The following is an 18,888-nucleotide window of genomic DNA, read 5'->3' on the forward strand; positions in this document are numbered from 1 at the left end:
ACCTGTTTGGCCTGTGTTGACAAAGGATGATAGACCGAGTTGATCTGTTTAACAGAGTAGAACCGTTACGTTTTTGTATTTGATTCGTTTCCATTCTCCGTATCCACTTGCATTGAATCTTCCCGTTCCACTGTGGGTTTAATCGCCCGTTGAATCGCTTGCCTTTCTTCTTTTGACAATCGGTAAGAGGAGTCTCCTTTTTCCACCGGCTTCGCATAGATATAAGATTGCCCCTGATGACTAAACAAGCTACTGATCACCACGCCATCTTGGTACTCATCCAACAGCGCCAGGGAAAAGCTCATATCCGAAGCCTGTTCACCGATTGCATTGTAACGAACCAACCCGATATTTCCTTTTAACCGTCGAGCTGATTCATCCAAATGGTACAAATATCCCAATACTGTATCTTGATCAGCACGGTCAGACGCCAAAATGGTTTTTAACGTATTTTCCCGTGCAGGTTCGAGCAACTTTTTGATCAATTGTTTCTGCTGGTGCAGACGAATCGTTGTCACGACACACCACATGCCGACCAATAATTGCATGATTACCAGGATCAATAATACCTCTAGCCAGTAGGTTTGCAACCAATTCAACCAAGTTTCCACCCGAAACTTCCTCTCTCCTTAGTATGACTATCCTCTCGAATACCATAGTTTACAATGCTATTGCCAACCCTGATCCCAGAACGGTCGAGGTGGTTATTCGTCTTAAACCCCACTTGGGAGGTTACTCGGTCGGATAAAATGAAAATTCATCAATTGTACCGACTTCGGACAAAAAAGAGCCCAGATAGGCTCCAAGCGCCATTCAGCAACTTTGGTTTAGGAAGAAATTTCTTTTAACATGATTCTTAGCCGTCCCTTCATTCCTTCCCCAATCATCTACAACCGAAAGCCGACCCTTTCAATTAGGTGAGCGCATCTACAATCTCTGTCACTGCTTCTATAAATGTATCGATCTCTTGCTCAGTGTTAAAAAAGCCGGGACTGACACGCACCGTTCCCCCACCTGTTTTTGTTTCCAAGGAGCGATGAGCCAGAGCGGCACAGTGATACCCTGCCCGTATCGCGATCTCATAATGTTGATCCAAAATGGTGGCGATCTCTTGTACATCGACGCCATCCACTGTAAAAGAAAGGACAGGGAGTGCTTCACCGTCGGGTAGCAGCAATTGGACACCGGCAATGTCGCAAAGTCCCGCGATCAAACGGTGGACCAGTTCCCATTCCCGACGATGGATGGTTTCTATCCCTGTCTGTTGCACAAAGCGGACACCGGCGTTTAATCCGGCGATACCTGGTGTATTAAGCGTTCCCGCCTCAAAAGCCACCGGCCGATCAAGCGGTGGATTCAATTCCTCCGACCGGCTGCCTGTTCCACCATGGATCAGCGGTTGCAGCGGATGTTTCGGATCTACATATAATCCCCCGATCCCTTGCGGCCCCATTAAACCTTTATGGCCGGGAAACGCCAACATTGTAATCCCCATCGCTTCCACATCAATCGGCACTATTCCCGCCGTTTGGGCTGCATCCACCAACAACGGAATATGGCGGCTTTGGGCCAATGATCCGATTTCTGCAAGCGGGTGGATCGCCCCGGTCACATTGGAGGCATGTGTAACCACCAGCAACCGAGTAGATGGACGAATCGCTTTTTCCCATGCGTGACTACTGGCCAACGAGGCCTGTGGCGGTAACCATGTTACCTCGATGACACCCGCTCGTCGCAGTGCCTCCAACGGTCGCGCCACTGCGTTGTGCTCCCATGCGGAGCTGATGACATGATCACCGGGACGCAATGTACCATGGATAGCTTGGTTTAGTGCGTATGTGGCACTGGGGGCAAATAATAAATGGCGGGCATCACGAACCGCAAAGAGATTTGCCAACGATCGGCGTGTCTCTTCTACCATTCCGGCGGCTTGGCGTGCCAAGCGATGCCCGCCTCGTCCGGGATTAGCTCCGTATTGATTGATGCTCTGGCTCATCGCTTCTGTCACTTGCGGTGGTTTGGGCCAGCTGGAGGCGGCATTGTCTAAATAGATCAATGATGAACCCCCTATTCCAGAATACGATCTTTTTGCAGCAGTTCCAATAATCGCTCCAACTCCCGTTGTGAAAAGTATTCGATTTCGATCCGCCCTTTTCGTCGACCTTGGCGAATTCGCACCGGAGTATTAAATGCTTCTTGCAACAAATCTTCATAGCGTTTAAAGGCAGGATTGGCTTCCGGGTTCGTTTTCTTTTTCTTTTTTACCGGTTGTGATTGCAACTGTTGAACCTGCTCTTCCAGCTGGCGAACACTGACTCCCTCTTGAATCGCTTTTTTGGCTAAGCGCGTCTGTACCTCTACATCCTTTAGTCCCAACAATGCACGGGCATGTCCCATACTCAATGTTCCACGTGAAACATAATCCTGTACATCCTGAGGAAGCTGCAATAATCGTAGAAAGTTCGTCACATGGGGGCGACTTTTACCAACGCGCTTCGCCAAAGATTCCTGTGTGAGCGAAAAATGATCCATCAATTTTTGATACGCTTGTGCAATTTCGATAGCGTTTAAATCTTCCCGTTGCAGGTTTTCGATGAGAGCAATCTCCATCATCTGTTCATCGGAAAACGATCGTACCACTACGGGAACTGACTCCAGTCCTACTTCTTTTGCCGCACGATAACGCCGTTCTCCCGCTACAATCTCGTAACCTCGAATACTTTTGCGAACGACTAAAGGTTGAACGATACCATGCTCTTGAATCGACTCCTTCAGTTCTTCCAAGGCATCACTATCAAAATGTTTACGCGGTTGATAAGGGTTGGGACGTAAATCCGTTACCGCCGCTTCCTGAATCGGATCCTCCTCATTTACCAGCGTATCGGGAAAAAGTGATCCCAACCCTTTTCCCAGTCCTTTACCGGCCATTTTGAATCACTTCCTTTGCCAACTCCACATAGCATTCGGATCCCTTTGAACGGGCGTCATAATGAAGAATGGGCGTTCCATGGCTAGGTGCTTCACTTAAACGGACATTGCGTGGAATTACCGTATTGTATACCTTCTGCTGAAAATATTTTTTTACTTCGTCCATCACCTGAGTGGATAAGTTAGTCCTACCGTCAAACATCGTAAGTAATACTCCTTCGATCTCCAATCGTTTATTTAAGTGCTTCTGCACGATCCGGATCGTATTTAAGAGCTGCCCCAACCCTTCCAACGCGTAAAATTCGCATTGAATCGGAATCAACACCGAATTGGCGGCAGTAAGGGAATTAATGGTCAACACACTCAGGGAAGGTGGACAATCGATCAGAATAAAATCATAGTCGTTCTGAATCCCATGAAGCGCGCGTTTCAAACGATGTTCCCGTGAGAGCGTCTGTACTAGCTCAATTTCAGCTCCCGCCAATTCGATTGTAGCTGGAATTAACGATAAACCTTCCACACTGGTGGAATGAATCACTTGGCTGACAGGTGTTTCATTGATCAATACATCATAAATGCACTGATTGACATCCGCCTTATTAATCCCTAAACCGGATGTGGTATTCCCTTGCGGATCAATATCCACAATCAATGTTTTCTTCCCTTGATGTGCCAAGCTGGCACCTAGATTAATCGATGTTGTTGTCTTGTAGGGTAGGAACCAAGCGCCTTGCCATACCGCAATGGCCGGTTTCTGTGGAACCCCCCTCCGAACCGAACGTACACCTTTCAATGTATTCGGCTCTCCAGCCGTTCCTGAGCAATTATAAACGATGAGCAATGATGGGCCGATTCCTTTGATCACTAATGGATCCTACTGTAACTGCGAATATAATATATAAAATAATGTCATAACAACTGTCGATGCAGTCACACCGTATATCGTGCTCTGGATCTGCCCATCACCGTGCCGAGAGATAGCGAGGATCATCGCACCTCTTCAACGGTTCGTTGAAATAGGTTAACATTTGTTCCTTCCCATCTTCATCCTGGTATCTTATCCCGATCATTTTTTTACTTCCGCCGCCCTGTCTCCGCTTTACTTCGATCCCGTACTTAGCCAACACCTGTTTGACCGATCGCTTCTCCTTACGGGCAATGGTCTTTGCCAGACTGTGATAATGATAATACCTGAACCTTCCCAGTTTGGCGTTTACATCGGCAGCCAAGTGATAGTAGCTGTACAATTCCCTGATCTCAGCAGTGTAACGTCTGATGAGATCAGGCACAGACCAATGGATTCTGGCATGGTGATGGATCGGTATCCCGTTCTTACAAAAAGGGCGGAGCTTAGTGCGGATGACATCACCTGGCACCAATAACCGTATATCTGGGATGACTTTCTTTTTGGTTTCCGGGGAGAAATCCTGAATTGATCGGGTGATCTCATAATCGAGAAATCGCACCCTTTTCTCTGCTGGATTAGCAATATAGACTGTATCTAACTCCAGCTTGAGAGTTTGTTTAAGAAAAGACTGGATCTCATCCCTGACCGCCTCCGCCAATCGTTTAGATCCGGTGATCCCAACTACAAACCTATCCGCAAAACGGATATATTTCACCATGCTATCGTCGCCATCAATGAGGCCCTCATTTAACCGACTCCCGACCCGTTTCAGCGCATTCTCCGCTCTTTCGAAGGTGCGCATCTGCTCGGGTTTGTTTGCTTGAACCCTGCCGTTGCTGTAATCAAGCGACAACCTTTGCAACAATGTGTCCAATTCATGCAGATAAATATTGAGCAGCAACGGGGTAATTCCTCGCTGTATAACCAGAGAATCGTCCGCTGGGTTTACTTCCACATAACCTGCGCGGAGAAACCGGCGAATGAGTTCCAGCAACCTACCATCATCAATTTTGCGGGAGAGCAGTTGAATAAGTGTATCATGGTCGAAATGAGAAACGTTTTTGATTTTACCCGTGATAAGCCAATCGGCTTTCCCGAAAGATGCCTTGATTGCAGATAAAGCGGTTAGATGACTTCGCTCAGGTCTGAAGCCGTGTGAGGATTCCAGAAACTGAGGCTCATAAATAGCCTGAAGAAGTTGCCGTAATCCTTCTTGGACCAGTCTATCTTCAAAGGAAAGGCATCCAGGCGGTTGCTGGCCGCATGGACGTATCACTGGCTGGGGATGGTACGTTTCTGTTTTCATCTTTTGAATGATGGCGTCCACGATCTCCATTGAAAGCTCGCTAGCTTTGGGTTCGGACCCAATGTAAATATGCCTAAAAGCATTCTGGTACAAGTCTGGATTATACAAATGACGGTACAGTCTGCGGAAGACAAAACACTCATCGTTTTTTGCTTTTTGACTCAGTAACGATATGATTATTTCGGCTCTCTGCATTTCGCATTCCTCCATAATCCCATCGTTTGAACGACCTGCCCCCCTTCGCCATGTGACAGGCTTTCCCTATCTCGGACTACTACGGGGGCTCCGTAGCCTTAGCCGACCGGCCCTTTATCGATGATGGACACGCTCCGCCTTAGACTATCTCCGTTTAGAATCGTGAGCACAGCCGGAAGTGACTTAGGTTCCCGTTCGTTCCTTTTACGCATCTCCGATGCGCTGAAAAGAGAATAGAGAGTATGAAGAACACAGGCAAATTCCTTCATAATTCTCCTTTGCGTGCGTCTCAATCAGCTTTCGCACACCCCGGTGGTCAGAGCCAAGGAACTGGGTTTCAAGCAGTATAGCCTTAACCTTATCACTTCATTGGTCTCGCCCGATCCGGCTGTTCGCTGACTTTACAACCGATGGGCTTTGCCGGCATGCGATGTTCCCCTCCAGTGTTTCCACCTCAGGTTAGCCGGATAACCATGGGATCCCTCTCCAATCCCAACCTCCTTTGAGGCATTGCTCACCATCCCTTACGGACGCACGCCTACTCCACCTTTTTGATTGGCGATCGCTACAATTCGACCCATGTTGTTGTGTACACCTCTTTCAACGTGATAATCATAAGGTTATTTTTTAGGAATACGAATGATCACTTCATAGCAATCGTCCCGTTCATGTTCATCTGCCGAGACGGGCAATCCCGATTGTTTCACCATATCCACCGACTGGCGGATGGTATTTACCGCGATCCGAACATCACGGGAAAACGACTTTCGTTTTGCTTTGGGACGTTTTTTCTCCTCCGTCCACTTACGCACACGTTCTTCCGTCTGTTTGACATTTAACCCTTTTTCCATGATTTCGTGTAACAATTTTAGTTGAAATTGGGGTTCATGTAGACCAAGCAATGCCCGGGCATGGCGTTCTGTCACTTTTCGGTGCAACAAAGCATCTTTTATCTCGGCCGGAAGTTGTAACAATCGCAGCTTGTTGGCCACTGTCGATTGTCCTTTCCCGAGACGTTGAGCCAAACTTTCCTGTGTTAAGTGATGAAGTTCCAATAACTTCTGATACGCCATCGCTTCTTCAATCGCTGACAACCCTTCTCGCTGTAGGTTTTCAATTAAAGAAGCCGAAGCTGCTTGTGTGTCGGTCATATTCCGTACCACAGCGGGAATGGTTTCTAGACCTAATTTCTTGACGGCACGCCACCGTCTCTCCCCTGCGATTAGCTCATATCCATGATCTCGGTTTCTCACCACGATCGGCTGAATCACACCATGTGTACGGATCGATTGACAAAGCTCGTCCATGTGATCATCCTGAAAAATGTTTCGCGGCTGATAAGGACTGGGGTGGATTTCGCCGACCCTTATCTGTTTCACCTCATCCACCTCTCCCTTTTCAGCCATACCGAAGAGGCGGGTGAACGGCTCTTTCATTCTCATGGACACCACCTATTTAATAGTACCGGCCAGAGATTGGTCAGCTCTTCCTTACTTATTCTCTATTGTATCGAAACTACCTGCACATGGAAATCGGGAAAATGTTTCACGTGAAACATCCCTTTTTCCACATCACTAACCAAAATGAACTATTTTCGCCATAGCGGATAGACCATTTCTAATTTCATGCAAATGATCTACAAATAACGGAAAATCAACGGTTAAACAGCGCATAATGTCGAAATATGACCAATTCTCGCCGCTTTATATTGACCCTAATCATCTAGCCTTGGTAGAATCAAAATTGAGAGAAAAAAGACGCCCTTCGACAAAAAACGAGGAGGAGCAATTGGTATGAGCACACCCATATATATAGGAAATGATCAAGGCTATTACGGTACAAAGGTTGTTAGTCGCAATGGGGACAAATTCCTGAAGATGTTTATCCGCAACATGGTCGTTCCCAATCGTGTCGGTGAAATCACGTACAACAATGATCCGCACAACATTATGTACCGGGAAAAAGAGAGAGATCCGGAATGGTTCGTCGGTAAACTGGCCATTGAGCAGTCCGCCGACGATGAGTTGTTTGATTCCCATGAACGTCGCTTGTTCAGCCCTACCTGGTTCCGTGAACAAGAGTATTTAATTATGTTTCGGGTTAGTACAGGCTTGATGCTCCAGGGAATCAGCGACAGCGAACCGATTGTCTCCGTCGCCCTCCCAACCGACAGCTATATTGATTATAAAGAAGAGTTGAAGCGGCGTTTGGTCGGAAAACACAGCTTTGAAATCAAACAGGGAAATATGCCTTATCGCCGCATTGAGTTTGAAATCAAACGGGAAAACTTATACGTCATCAGCCAACCGATGGCCACCTTATTCCATATCGCCCTGGATCGAGAGGGTCAGCTTCTAAATGAAGATCTGTTTATTCAAAAGGTAAGTATTAACGACTTAGGGTTTGGTACCTCTGATGTAGAAACCCTTCACGGTGAAACCATCATTAAACGGCAAAGCTTTACGTCGCGTCATGCGATGATCAATGTTTATCAATTGCTCTCAAAACGTTTAGCTGAATTCACCCGTGAAGTTGACCCGGATAAAACCGGAAAAGAGTATCCGATCTGGAGCTTAAACCGCGTGATTCGATCCGGCGAAATCAGTTTCAAAGGCAAAGTTTACGATGTCAAGGAAATCGTCAACAGCTGTACCCAAGAAGTTGGTGTTGCATTAGTGGATGAGGTTTGGAATCGGCTCGACTTCGCCGATGACATTACCTACATCATTTTGACTGGCGGATCATCGATCCCCTTCAAACCTCATTACCGCGACCGCTTTGGCGATAAATTGATCTTTGCTGAGGATTACGGTATTGACGCACAATTTGCCAATGCTTTCGGCTTATGCAAATTTACCCAAAGTAAATCCAAATCCGTTCCGCTAAAAACACAGCAAGAAGTGGCCGCTACCATTCAGGAAGAGTTCAGCGTACCTAATTCCGCGGAAAAGCGTGTCAACCGTGGCAAAAGCAGCGCAAAAAAATAACCGCATAACACGGATTCCGTTATCCCTGTAAGATCCCCCAGGGCTTTCCCTGGGGGAATCCATAAATCCAACATCGCAGCGATCTTACCCAAGATGAAACCCATCAAGGAGTCGCTTTTTTTGTCTTTTCAGAGGTTGATTGCACCGGTTAGGCACAATTCCAGTTACAAAGGAGGGAAGTAAAATGGCAAATACGGGCGGAGACTACGATCTGATCGTGATCACAAAGGGCCAAGCAGGATTGGAAGCAGCTAAAGAGGCCGCCCGCTTGGGAAAAACTGCTCTCATCTTGAAGCTGAATCCTGGATCGATTGCGTCAGTAATGTGTAGCACATCGATGAACGGTTCCCCCGGCGTGTCTGCTCAGGAAGGAGTAGAAACGGAACGACTCTTTCTAATCGAAGATCAAGATAGAGGCATCCGATCTTTCCACAGTGAGCGCTTAGAGGCGGATGCCCGCCATTCCGTCTATATTTTACAAGGAGAACAGGAAGATACGTCTGCTGTCGAGCAAACTTCCCACGATCCAATCGACACCCCTTCTACCTCCTATTCCGTCGAAGAGTCAACCTTCCCAGAGGAAGAGATAGAAGCGGAAGCAACTTATGAAGCTTATGACAATAAACCCGATCACGACCAATACGATGAACGCGATCAGTTCAAAGAAACGCTCCGGGAAAGGGATATTCAAACCCGGCGCAAATTATTGCAGCGCCCTTCGCTGAGCAACCGAAAACCGAAACCGGCATCAGCAGATTCAGAAAAAAAGAGCTTTCAAAAGCGGGAACCGGAATTGCGAAAGCGCATGTCTCGAAAATATCCACAACCCGGAATTAAAAAGAAAGAGGATCGATGGGAGCAAAAATCGTCGACCCAAGCCTTGGAAAAGTCTCAACTGCAGCCGTTCACCACTTCTGCACGGGAAAAACCATTTAACCGCAAATCGGAAACAACGGAACCACCCGAACAAAAAACAAACCAGCGACCGTCGATTATTCCACTAAACCATAAAAATAAAAAATCCTTCCGTCAGGAGGATTCCGTCCGTCCCACCAATCCACCGCAAACCAGTCCTATGGTTTGGGAGGCCAATGAGAGCGACTCTATTAAAAAGAAACAAGCACAAACGGAAGAACACAAAGTTGAACGCGGCGAATCACGGAAAAAGCGACAAAGTTCCTCTTCACCCTTGAACTCTTACCAACCATTTCAGCAGCCTAAAGGAACGCTGAACAAAAAGGCGGAGCCACCCCGCGCTTCCAAAGAAGCCCCTTTTTCACGGAAAGAACGAACATCGCCACCCAATAGCAAGGATTCACTCTCGTCAAGCTATGGACAAGATTGGTCCGATCGGAAAATGACGAGGGGCCCTTTATCCGACAAAAAACAGGAAAAAGAAAAACAACAGCAGGAGCCTTTATCCTCTGCTCCATTCGCAACCAAGCGCAATAGCGGGCAACAACCCTTTATGAATCAGGAAATGGCACGGCACGTATTACGCAACAGCTCACAAGAATCGGGATTAAAACAAGATCACATCGATATCGAAGACCCTTATGGTCAGTCCTATGAAGATTTCATGGAACCTTTCCACAGCAGCGAGCAAGAACAACAATTGGAGAAACGAAAATTAGCGCTACGAGGTTTGCACAACTTAATCAACAATTTGGGGTGAAGGAAACCCAGGATCGCGTTTTTCCCGATCCTGGGTATCAACACCTGACCGCAGCCCATCAAGCTGCCTTTTTTTATGATTTACTCCAACGGCTTTCGCTGTGGTGTTCCCGCTTTACGTGGATATGTACGGGGAGTGGATCTCTCTTTGGATACGACGACGAGATGGCGCATACCCGCTTCTTGTGGTAACGAACAAGGAATTACCGTAAAGTCTTCTTTCCCTCCCAAAGTGCGAAGCGCTCGCTTTGCCCCCTGGATCTCCGTTTCAATTTCGGCTCCCTTTAACGCGACAAACCATCCACCTGTACAAACAAATGGCAAACAGTATTCCGCTAAGACATTCAACTTGGCCACTGCCCGTGCAGTCGCTACATCCAACTGCTCACGGTAGCGGCGCTCTCGAGCCACTTCCTCCGCGCGGCCATGTACCGTTTGCACACCTTTCAGCCCCAACAATTCCACCGTTTCCTGCAAAAACTGAACCCGCTTCCGCAGGGAATCCACCAATACCAACTGTAGATCGGGAAACACAATTTTAAGCGGAATCCCAGGAAAACCCGCACCCGTCCCTACATCCACCAGTGACCGCACACGCTGCATCGGCACAGCATCGATCATGGTAAGGGAATCATAGAAATGTTTAATATAAATCACTTCGCTTGAAGTGATCGCCGTTAAATTGATCCGCTGGTTCCATTCCAACAGATGGCGTCCATATTGTTCAAACTGTTCCCGTTGATGCGAAGTCAAGGAGAGACTCCATGCCTCTTCTACCGCTTGTGCCAACCATTCCGCCTGTTCGCTCATCACCATTCCCCCTTGTTCCCATAAAAAACCCGGTCGACCGTTTCCGTTGCTGGATCCAGTCCGGCCGACCGGTTGGTAAGTCGTCTTTTAAACGCTAGCGCTCTTCTTTCCCCCCTGCTCAATATAAACCAACAAGATGGAGATATCCGCAGGATTGACGCCGGAAATTCGAGAAGCCTGCCCCAGGGAAAGGGGACGTACCCGGTTCAATTTTTCACGAGCTTCCGTCGAAATCCCCACCACTTGCTCATAATCGACCCAATCGGGGATTCGTTTATTCTCCATCTTGCTCATTTTCTCCACCTGTTGCAGTGACTTCTTGATGTACCCTTCATATTTCAGCTGGATCTCCACTTGTTCCGCTACATCCGCAGGAATCGGTTCATCGGCGGGAGCGATAACCTGGATATGCTCATAACGAACTTCCGGCCGCTTAATCAACTTCGCCAATTCCACCGCGTTATCCAGTTCACTCGATCCTAGCTCATGTAACAAGGATTGCACTGCTGCAGTCGGTTTGATTTTGGTGTGACGCAAGCGGTCGATTTCCCGTTCAATCGCCTCCCGCTTTTGCGTAAACCGACGATACCGCTCCTCTGAAATCAGCCCGATCTCATAACCCAGTTCTGTCAGACGAAGATCGGCGTTATCATGGCGCAGCAAAAGCCGATATTCTGCCCGGGAAGTGAGCAACCGGTACGGTTCCGCCGTACCTTTGGTCACTAGATCGTCAATCAGAACTCCGATATACCCCTGGGAACGATCCAGCACAACCGGTTCTTTTTTTTGCACCTTGCGAGCGGCGTTAATACCAGCCATAATTCCCTGGCCTGCCGCTTCCTCATAACCGGATGTGCCGTTGATTTGACCAGCGGTAAAAAGTCCCGGTACCCGTTTTGTCTCCAAACTGGGCCATAGTTGTGTCGGCACAATCGCATCATACTCGATCGCATACCCGGTCCGCATCATTTCTGCCTGTTCCATTCCGGTGATCGTGCGCAGAAATGCCTGTTGCACATCTTCCGGCAGACTAGTGGACAACCCTTGTACATACATTTCTAACGTGTCGCGACCTTCCGGTTCCAAAAAAACTTGGTGCCGATCCTTATCGGCAAAGCGAACGATCTTATCCTCGATCGAAGGGCAATACCGGGGACCCTGCCCCTCGATTTGACCGGAATACATCGGTGCCCGATGCAGGTTGTCGCGGATAAATTGGTGGGTGTTTTCGTTGGTGTAGGTAAGCCAGCAGGGCAACTGATCAGTGATCGTTTGTGTCGTCTCATAGGAAAAAGCACGCGGTTCTTCATCCCCCGGCTGAATTTCCATTTGCTCCGTATCGATCGTCAGTTTATTTACCCGCGGTGGCGTCCCCGTTTTAAAACGAACCGTCTCAAAACCCAGTTCATGCAGATGATGGGCCAGATTGATGGCGGGTTGTTGGTTGTTCGGTCCGCTTTCATAAGCGAGATCCCCGATAATCACCTTCCCGCGTAAATAGGTTCCGGTAGTGAGAACCACCGCTTCCGCACGGTATTCCGCCCCTGTCCGGGTGATCACGCCTCGGCAGATGCCATTCTCCACCAGCAGACGTTCCACCATATTTTGATGCAGAACCAGATTGGGCTCGTTCTCCAGGGCTTTTTTCATCTCCTGCTGATACAACACCTTATCCGCTTGCGCCCGCAGCGCATATACCGCCGGCCCTTTGCCTGTATTAAGCATCCGCATCTGGATATGGGTTTTGTCGATATTGCGCCCCATCTCACCGCCTAGCGCATCTACTTCCCGCACCACATGCCCTTTGGCCGGGCCACCGACAGACGGATTACACGGCATGTACGCAATCGTATCCAGGCTCAGGGTTAATAACAGCGTGGAACATCCCATCCGCGCCGATGCTAAAGCCGCTTCACACCCCGCATGACCGGCCCCTATCACAATCACATCAAATTGTTGCCCATGAACAGGCATCCTTCTCCCTCCTTCACTTACCCAGACAAAACTGAGAAAAAATCTGATCAATCAAATCTTCCGCAACTGCATCCCCGATAATTTCCCCCAGGGACTGCCAAGCATTTTTCATATCGATCTCCACCATATCCAGAGGAACCCCCATTTCCAACCCCGTCTTCGCTTCCTGGATATGGCGTAGGCTCTCTTTCAATAAGTGAATATGGCGCGCATTGCTCACATAGGTAAAATCCCCGGACTGGGCACGCCCGGCGAAAAACAGATCGACAATGGCTTGTTCCAACTGATCCAGCCCGGTTTCCTCCTTGATAGAAGTGGAGACGAGTGGAGTCTTCCCAAGCAGAGAACGTACTTCTTCCACATCCAGGCCGGAGGGGAGATCTGTCTTGTTTACCACCACAATTGCGGTGTGGTGTTTCATTTCATCGAGAAGACGTCGATCATCAGCGGACAAGGGTTCCGTATAATTGAGCAGCAACAATACCAAATCCGCCTCTTCCAATGCCCGGTGGGAGCGTTCCACACCGATCTTTTCCACTACATCTTCCGTCTCCCGGATTCCAGCCGTATCCACTAATCGTAGGGGAATACCGCGAACGTTGACATATTCCTCAATCACATCCCGTGTGGTCCCGGGAATATCGGTCACAATCGCTTTATTTTCATGGGCGAGGGCATTGAGCAGCGATGATTTGCCTACATTGGGCCGCCCGACGATCACCGTGGCGATTCCTTCCCGATAAATCCGTCCCTGGCGTGCGGTGGTCAGCAATGTTTCCACTTCCTGCTCCACCTGATCGCATCGTTCCCGCAACCGTTGTGCCGTCAGTTCATCGGCATCGTATTCAGGATAATCCACATTTACCGCCAAATGAGCCAAGGTTTCCAATATATCTTGACGCAGCCGCTGCACCAACCGCGACAGCCGTCCTTCCGCCTGCCGCATCGCCACCTGCGCGGCACGATCCGTCTTAGATCGAATCAGATCAATCACGCCCTCAGCCTGAGACAGATCGATCCGCCCGTTTAAAAAGGCGCGTTTGGTAAACTCCCCCGGCTCCGCCAAGCGAGCCCCTGCTTCCAGCAACGCTTCCAGCACAGCTTGAACTGGCACTAATCCACCGTGACAACTAATTTCCACCACATCTTCACGAGTAAACGTGCGGGGTTTTCGCATGACGGTTACCAACACTTCATCGATTGGATCCCCATCGGTAAAAGGGTAAACGACATGTCCATAGTGAACCGTATGGGTGGAAGCTTCCGTCAAAGCCTGCTTCCCCTTATACACACGGTCCACCAACGGAATCGCATCAGGGCCGCTAACCCGGATGACCGCGATTCCCCCTTCACCGACAGGAGTAGAAATCGCCGCAATTGTATCGGTTTCCATTCCCGCCACCCCCATTCCTTCACATTGTTTACCAAAAGTAGGCCAATGATATCCCGATCCGCAATATCCTTGATATTTTATCTTACCATACGATCAGGTGAAAACAAATGAACGCCCGGTCCATAAGAGCCATGCACCCTACCAAGGGATAAATTCTGTGCAAAGCGAGACCTGGGAACGAAGTGACCAAGGCGAGACTTGTGCTTTCGTGCAAAGCGAGACCTGGGAACGAAGTGACCAAGGCGAGACTTTACCGGTCAGGCGGAATTCCACTCCCACCCACTCCATAAAGTAAGATCAACTTTTGCTGAAGGAAAACTAACACTATACAAAAAAACCCTCCTTCTGCAGAGGAGAGTTTTGTCCGGACGGTTTTAACGGTCAGTAGTGGGTATGGGGGAGATCACCACACGGCGATAAGGTTCATTACCTTCACTCGTCGTTGTTACCCCTTCATTCTGTTGAATGCAGGTGTGAATGACCTTCCGTTCCATCGGATTCATCGGTTCGAGCGTCACCGGCTTTTGCGTTCGTTTTACCTGTTTGGCGATTCGATCTGCCAATTCCACCAAGGTGTCCCGCCGCCGTTGTCGATAGCCTTCCGCATCCAGCACAAAGCGCGTATACGGCTTGGCTGCGCGATTCGCAGCAATATTGACCAGATACTGGAGTGCATCCAACGTCTGACCCCTGCGGCCGATCAGAAGTCCCAACTCCTTACCCGATACATCGATACAGATGTGCTCCCCCTCATCTTTGGCTTCCAATTGGACTTCATCCAGCCCCATGGTAGCCAAAACAGCCGCCAAAAACCGCTCCGCTTCCTCGGATGGGAGCGGCAGGCGTTCCACCTCTACTTTTGCGTCACGGGCGCCGATCAACCCCAAAAAACCGGAAGAGGGCTCCTCCAACACCTTCACCTTGGTGTGGTCACGATCCACATCCAACTGCCGCAACGCTTCTTCCACCGCCAGTTCCACCGTTTTTCCCGTCACGGTAATCTTCTTCAACCGGTCGCACCCTCCCGTTTCACCTTGTATTTATTACCCAGTAACATATACTGGACCATGGTGAACAAGTTGCTGTACACCCAGTACAAGGCCAGGGCGGCAGGGAATGAAAAGGCCAGAACAAAAATCATGATCGGCATGATAAAGATAAATGCGCGCGCTTGCGGATTATCTCCCATCCCCATGACGACAGATTGTAAGTAGGTTGTCACCGCTGCCAGGATCGGAAGAATAAACGTCGGGTCGGCTTGTCCCAATTCCATCCACAAAAAACTGGCCTTGGCGATCTCCGGATTGCGCATAATCGCCTGATAAAAAGCGATCAAAATCGGCAGCTGCACCAACATGGGTAAACAGCCGGCCAATGGATTCACATTATGCTTCTGGAAGAGCTTCATTGTCTCTTCCTGCAGCTTTTGTTGGTTGTTTTTATACTTCTCCTGCAGTTTCTTCATATGGGGCTGCAACGCCTGCATCGCCTGAGAGCTTTTCATCTGCTTTAGGGTCAAAGGCAACACCAACAAACGGATTAGCACCGTCACCACTAGGATCGACCATCCGTAGCTGCCCAGCGCATTTTCCACTTCATCCAAAATTTTTGTTAAAGGCCAGACGAAATATAGATCCCAGAAGCCAGCGTTATTGGGATCGATCGGTTTAAACTGGTCCGGACTGGGTGCACAACCGGCTAAGAGCACCAGGACAGATACCAAAACCAGAATCCCGATCAGGCGTCGACTGAACAAGAAAGACTCCTCCTTCAAATCTAACCGGTTTCAACCGCGAAAGATTGGTTTGCCACCTGCCGGTCACGGAACGGGATCATACCCACCTGGATGAAAGGGGTGACATTTGGCGATTCGCTTGGCCGTCATCCAGCCGCCTTTCCAAAATCCATACCGCGATATGGCGATTAAGCCGTATTGTGAACAAGTGGGAGCAAAGCGGCAGGTAGGTGGGGTGAGTGGTGAAAGAAAGCGTTGGTAGAAACGAATCAAATAGATCGCGATAAACTTCATGAGGACTCACCTCAACAAGCCGTTCTTGGCAGGGGGTCGATCCAGCAATTGTGCCCGACGAAAAACATGACGCAGACTGGACTTCATCTGGTGATAGTCCATATCCGCCGCAGGCTTTCGCGCGATCACGATCAAATCGGTTCGCTCCGGTAGATCGTCTACCCATTGACGGGTAATCTCCTTGACCAACCGTCGAATGCGGTTACGGATCACTGCGTTTCCCACTTTGCGGCTGACCGATATCCCAATTCTGACAGGCCCCGCATCCCTGCGACGTGACCGATAAAGAACGAATTGGCGGTTAGCCACTGAAGACCCGATGCGGAATGCCCTTTTAAAATCACCCCGCCGCTTCAAACGATACTGGCTCTGCACGCCGACTCCCCCTTCCGGTCGATTGGTATTATCAGTATAGGTGGCAGGACTGCGGGATTAAACCTGTTCGATTGATTTTATTGTCTCTCCATATAGGAAAAAAGACCACTATCTGATGAGTGGCCTTATGCGGACAAAACCTTTCTGCCTTTTCGACGGCGATTGCGAAGCACTCTACGCCCGTTTTTGGTGCTCATCCGTTGACGAAAACCGTGTACGTTTTTGCGACGGCGATTACTCGGTTGAAATGTGCGCTTCATATCGAGTCACCTGGCTGTATATGGCACAAATGTTATACCCGTTCATGTTATCTACAGGAATTTGCCCAGCCAGGTTGCCTCCTTTCTCTACTGATCATTTTCCGTTGTCATTTCGATGACATTCCTAATCATTATAGCGGTGTAAACAAAAGGTTGTCAAGAAACCCACAGCTGTGGATAACCTGAGACGCTTATTCGTTTTTCTCCACAACTTATCCAGAACTTATCCCCTGACTATCCACATATTCAGTCCTTGTGGAAAACTTTTTCCACATGCCTGTGGATTGTGGACAACTCATCCACCATCCATTGTGATGATTGGGTAAATTTGATATGATGTTCATGTTTTCCATTGTGGATAACGTTTGTGCTTCTCCATCTTATCCACAGGCTGTGGACAATCTGTGGACAATCGAATGGGCGTTGTGGATAATGTTATCCACAGGCTTGTGGATAATGTGGATAAGGGTGTATTTCCTTGTTATGAAGCGAAACGACTTGTGGATATTCCTGTTGATAACGTAATTTTTTCATCCCGATCATTTGGAAAGGAGGGAATCTCTTTGGAAGATACCCACATTCAGGAATTGTGGGCGCAGGCGTTGGAACGCATTCAGGATAAACTGTCTAAACCCAGTTTTGAGACATGGCTACAAGCGACGGAAGCAGTCGATTGGCGCGACGATACTCTAATCATCTCCGCTCCCAATGAGTTTGCACGGGATTGGCTGGAATCCAAGTATTCACATCTGGTGCGAGATACCTTGCAAGAAGTGACCGGCTCCGTGATCGGCGTTCAATTTATCACCCATGCAGCCAAACGGTGGGAAGAGGAAGAAGAAGTTGCCGCCACGATGGAATCGGCTGTGGAAAACGATGTGGAACTGAAGACCATGCTCAATTCCCGCTATACTTTTGATACGTTTGTGATCGGATCTGGCAATCGCTTTGCCCATGCGGCCTCCTTGGCAGTAGCCGAAGCTCCCGCCAAAGCTTATAATCCCTTATTCATCTACGGTGGCGTCGGTTTGGGGAAAACGCATCTGATGCATGCCATCGGCAATTATATCCAATCCCACCCCACTCACACCCGGGTGGTTTATCTCTCCTCGGAAAAGTTTACGAACGAATTTATCAATTCCATCCGAGACAACCAAACGGATGATTTTCGCAATAAGTATCGTAATGTGGATATCCTGTTGATCGATGATATCCAATTTCTCGCAGGCAAAGAGCAAACCCAAGAAGAGTTTTTCCACACTTTTAACGCGCTGCATGAGGAGAGCAAACAGATCGTCATTTCCAGTGATAGACCGCCTAAAGCGATCCCCACCCTGGAAGATCGCCTTCGCTCCCGCTTTGAGTGGGGGTTGATCACCGACATCCAACCGCCGGATTTGGAAACGCGCATCGCCATTCTGCGCAAAAAAGCGATCGCAGATAAGTTGGATATCGACAGTGAAGTGATGGCCTTTATCGCCGATCGCATTGATACCAACATCCGTGAGTTGGAAGGAGCGCTAATCCGTGTAGTCGCCTTTTCCGCTTTAATGAATCAGCCTGTCTCAACCGAGTTGGCCAGTGAAGCGTTAAAGGATATCATGCGCAATGCTCGTCCCAAAATTATCGGCATCCCGGAGATCCAACAAACCGTCTGCAGTTATTACCGCCTGCAAATGGATGAACTAAAAGGCAAGAAGCGGACCAAAAACGTGGCCCTTCCTCGTCAGATTGCGATGTATCTGTGCCGGGAGTTGACTGATTCCTCTCTTCCAAAAATCGGAGAAGAGTTTGGCGGACGCGATCACACGACCGTTATCCATGCACATGAAAAGATCTCCCGTACCCTCAATATGGATCGCAGTCTGCAAAAAGCGATTGAGGATCTTAAAGACCGTATCAAAATGAGTTCAATGTAACTGATCTTTTCCACAGGAATTTCCCGCCCCTGTGGACAAATGTGGACAAATAGAGCAGCCTATACACAGGTTTATCCACAGCGTGTATAGGCTGTATTATTGGGTTTTGCCCACTTATACACATATCCACA

Annotated in this window: 17 protein-coding genes; 3 read left to right on the forward strand and 14 right to left on the reverse strand. The window is 48.7% G+C overall.

Annotation, left to right across the window (positions count from 1 at the left end; translation table 11 throughout):
• Positions 1–65 precede the first annotated feature (65 nt).
• The 6 genes from C8J48_RS15715 to noc all read right to left on the reverse strand — a co-directional run bounded on the left by C8J48_RS15715 (position 66) and on the right by noc (position 6,772).
• Positions 66–611 (reverse strand): DUF4446 family protein, encoded by a 546-nt coding sequence (locus C8J48_RS15715; RefSeq protein WP_107728180.1) that lies wholly within the window; start codon positions 609–611, stop codon positions 66–68.
• 302 nt (positions 612–913) lie between these two features.
• Positions 914–2,056 (reverse strand): aminotransferase class V-fold PLP-dependent enzyme, encoded by a 1,143-nt coding sequence (locus C8J48_RS15720; RefSeq protein WP_107728181.1) that lies wholly within the window; start codon positions 2,054–2,056, stop codon positions 914–916.
• 11 nt (positions 2,057–2,067) lie between these two features.
• Complete coding sequence (locus C8J48_RS15725) at positions 2,068–2,928, reverse strand: ParB/RepB/Spo0J family partition protein (RefSeq protein ID WP_107728182.1); 861 nt, start codon at positions 2,926–2,928, stop codon at positions 2,068–2,070.
• Positions 2,918–3,673: a ParA family protein gene (locus C8J48_RS15730; protein WP_107728275.1), complete on the reverse strand. Its 756-nt coding sequence runs from the start codon at positions 3,671–3,673 to the stop codon at positions 2,918–2,920. Before C8J48_RS15730 ends, C8J48_RS15725 begins: the two co-directional genes overlap by 11 nt.
• A 217-nt stretch (positions 3,674–3,890) precedes the next feature.
• Positions 3,891–5,336: a reverse transcriptase/maturase family protein gene (locus tag C8J48_RS15735; protein ID WP_170105617.1), complete on the reverse strand. Its 1,446-nt coding sequence runs from the start codon at positions 5,334–5,336 to the stop codon at positions 3,891–3,893.
• A 620-nt stretch (positions 5,337–5,956) separates the two neighbouring features.
• Positions 5,957–6,772 carry a nucleoid occlusion protein gene (gene noc / locus C8J48_RS15740; protein ID WP_107728184.1) on the reverse strand — a complete coding sequence of 272 codons (816 nt, stop codon included), beginning with the start codon at positions 6,770–6,772 and terminating at the stop codon, positions 5,957–5,959.
• 357 nt (positions 6,773–7,129) lie between these two features.
• Between noc and C8J48_RS15745 the strand changes: the two genes are divergently transcribed.
• The gene (locus tag C8J48_RS15745; protein WP_107728185.1) at positions 7,130–8,323 is read left to right on the forward strand and encodes a ParM/StbA family protein; all 1,194 of its coding nucleotides are present in this window, start codon (positions 7,130–7,132) and stop codon (positions 8,321–8,323) included.
• A gap of 184 nt (positions 8,324–8,507) precedes the next feature.
• Positions 8,508–9,998, forward strand: coding sequence for an FAD-dependent oxidoreductase (locus C8J48_RS15750; RefSeq protein ID WP_107728186.1), 1,491 nt, complete (start codon positions 8,508–8,510; stop codon positions 9,996–9,998).
• A gap of 80 nt (positions 9,999–10,078) precedes the next feature.
• Here the strand turns inward: C8J48_RS15750 and rsmG are convergent, their stop codons facing one another.
• The 8 genes from rsmG to rpmH form a co-directional block, all read right to left on the reverse strand.
• Positions 10,079–10,807, reverse strand: coding sequence for a 16S rRNA (guanine(527)-N(7))-methyltransferase RsmG (rsmG, locus tag C8J48_RS15755; protein WP_107728187.1), 729 nt, complete (start codon positions 10,805–10,807; stop codon positions 10,079–10,081).
• 87 nt (positions 10,808–10,894) lie between these two features.
• Complete coding sequence (gene mnmG, locus C8J48_RS15760) at positions 10,895–12,781, reverse strand: tRNA uridine-5-carboxymethylaminomethyl(34) synthesis enzyme MnmG (RefSeq protein ID WP_107728188.1); 1,887 nt, start codon at positions 12,779–12,781, stop codon at positions 10,895–10,897.
• A 13-nt stretch (positions 12,782–12,794) separates the two neighbouring features.
• Positions 12,795–14,174, reverse strand: a complete 1,380-nt coding sequence (gene mnmE / locus C8J48_RS15765; RefSeq protein ID WP_107728189.1) for a tRNA uridine-5-carboxymethylaminomethyl(34) synthesis GTPase MnmE — start codon at positions 14,172–14,174, stop codon at positions 12,795–12,797.
• A gap of 374 nt (positions 14,175–14,548) precedes the next feature.
• Positions 14,549–15,184, reverse strand: a complete 636-nt coding sequence (jag, locus tag C8J48_RS15770) for an RNA-binding cell elongation regulator Jag/EloR (RefSeq protein WP_107728190.1) — start codon at positions 15,182–15,184, stop codon at positions 14,549–14,551.
• Positions 15,181–15,930 (reverse strand): membrane protein insertase YidC, encoded by a 750-nt coding sequence (gene yidC, locus C8J48_RS15775; RefSeq protein ID WP_107728191.1) that lies wholly within the window; start codon positions 15,928–15,930, stop codon positions 15,181–15,183. The genes jag and yidC overlap by 4 nt, the downstream gene beginning before the upstream one ends.
• Positions 15,931–15,993: 63 nt before the next feature.
• The gene (gene yidD / locus C8J48_RS15780) at positions 15,994–16,203 is read right to left on the reverse strand and encodes a membrane protein insertion efficiency factor YidD (RefSeq protein WP_107728192.1); all 210 of its coding nucleotides are present in this window, start codon (positions 16,201–16,203) and stop codon (positions 15,994–15,996) included.
• Positions 16,204–16,209: 6 nt separating this feature from the next.
• A complete protein-coding gene (rnpA, locus tag C8J48_RS15785) occupies positions 16,210–16,578 on the reverse strand; it encodes a ribonuclease P protein component (protein WP_107728193.1) in 369 nt (122 codons plus the stop codon).
• A 125-nt stretch (positions 16,579–16,703) separates the two neighbouring features.
• Positions 16,704–16,838 (reverse strand): 50S ribosomal protein L34, encoded by a 135-nt coding sequence (gene rpmH, locus C8J48_RS15790; protein ID WP_107728194.1) that lies wholly within the window; start codon positions 16,836–16,838, stop codon positions 16,704–16,706.
• Positions 16,839–17,401: 563 nt separating this feature from the next.
• On the opposite strand from rpmH, the gene dnaA reads away from it, so the two are divergent.
• Entirely contained in the window at positions 17,402–18,757 is a 1,356-nt protein-coding gene (dnaA, locus tag C8J48_RS15795; protein WP_245891249.1) for a chromosomal replication initiator protein DnaA, read from the forward strand.
• Positions 18,758–18,888: the final 131 nt, after the last annotated feature.

It is taken from the genome of Desmospora activa DSM 45169, from assembly GCF_003046315.1.
GTDB classification, from domain to species: domain Bacteria; phylum Bacillota; class Bacilli; order Thermoactinomycetales; family DSM-45169; genus Desmospora; species Desmospora activa.

Bases quoted from the DNA above. Each gene is read 5' to 3' on its own strand.
- C8J48_RS15725 (WP_107728182.1), bottom strand. From the start codon at position 2,928: ATGGCCGGTAAAGGACTGGGAAAAGGGTTGGGATCACTTTTTCCCGAT.
- C8J48_RS15735 (WP_170105617.1), bottom strand. From the start codon at position 5,336: ATGCAGAGAGCCGAAATAATCATATCGTTACTGAGTCAAAAAGCAAAA.
- noc (WP_107728184.1), bottom strand. From the start codon at position 6,772: ATGAAAGAGCCGTTCACCCGCCTCTTCGGTATGGCTGAAAAGGGAGAG.
- C8J48_RS15745 (WP_107728185.1), top strand. From the start codon at position 7,130: ATGAGCACACCCATATATATAGGAAATGATCAAGGCTATTACGGTACA.
- C8J48_RS15750 (WP_107728186.1), top strand. From the start codon at position 8,508: ATGGCAAATACGGGCGGAGACTACGATCTGATCGTGATCACAAAGGGC.
- rsmG (WP_107728187.1), bottom strand. From the start codon at position 10,807: ATGAGCGAACAGGCGGAATGGTTGGCACAAGCGGTAGAAGAGGCATGG.
- mnmG (WP_107728188.1), bottom strand. From the start codon at position 12,781: ATGCCTGTTCATGGGCAACAATTTGATGTGATTGTGATAGGGGCCGGT.
- mnmE (WP_107728189.1), bottom strand. From the start codon at position 14,174: ATGGAAACCGATACAATTGCGGCGATTTCTACTCCTGTCGGTGAAGGG.
- yidD (WP_107728192.1), bottom strand. From the start codon at position 16,203: ATGAAGTTTATCGCGATCTATTTGATTCGTTTCTACCAACGCTTTCTT.
- rpmH (WP_107728194.1), bottom strand. From the start codon at position 16,838: ATGAAGCGCACATTTCAACCGAGTAATCGCCGTCGCAAAAACGTACAC.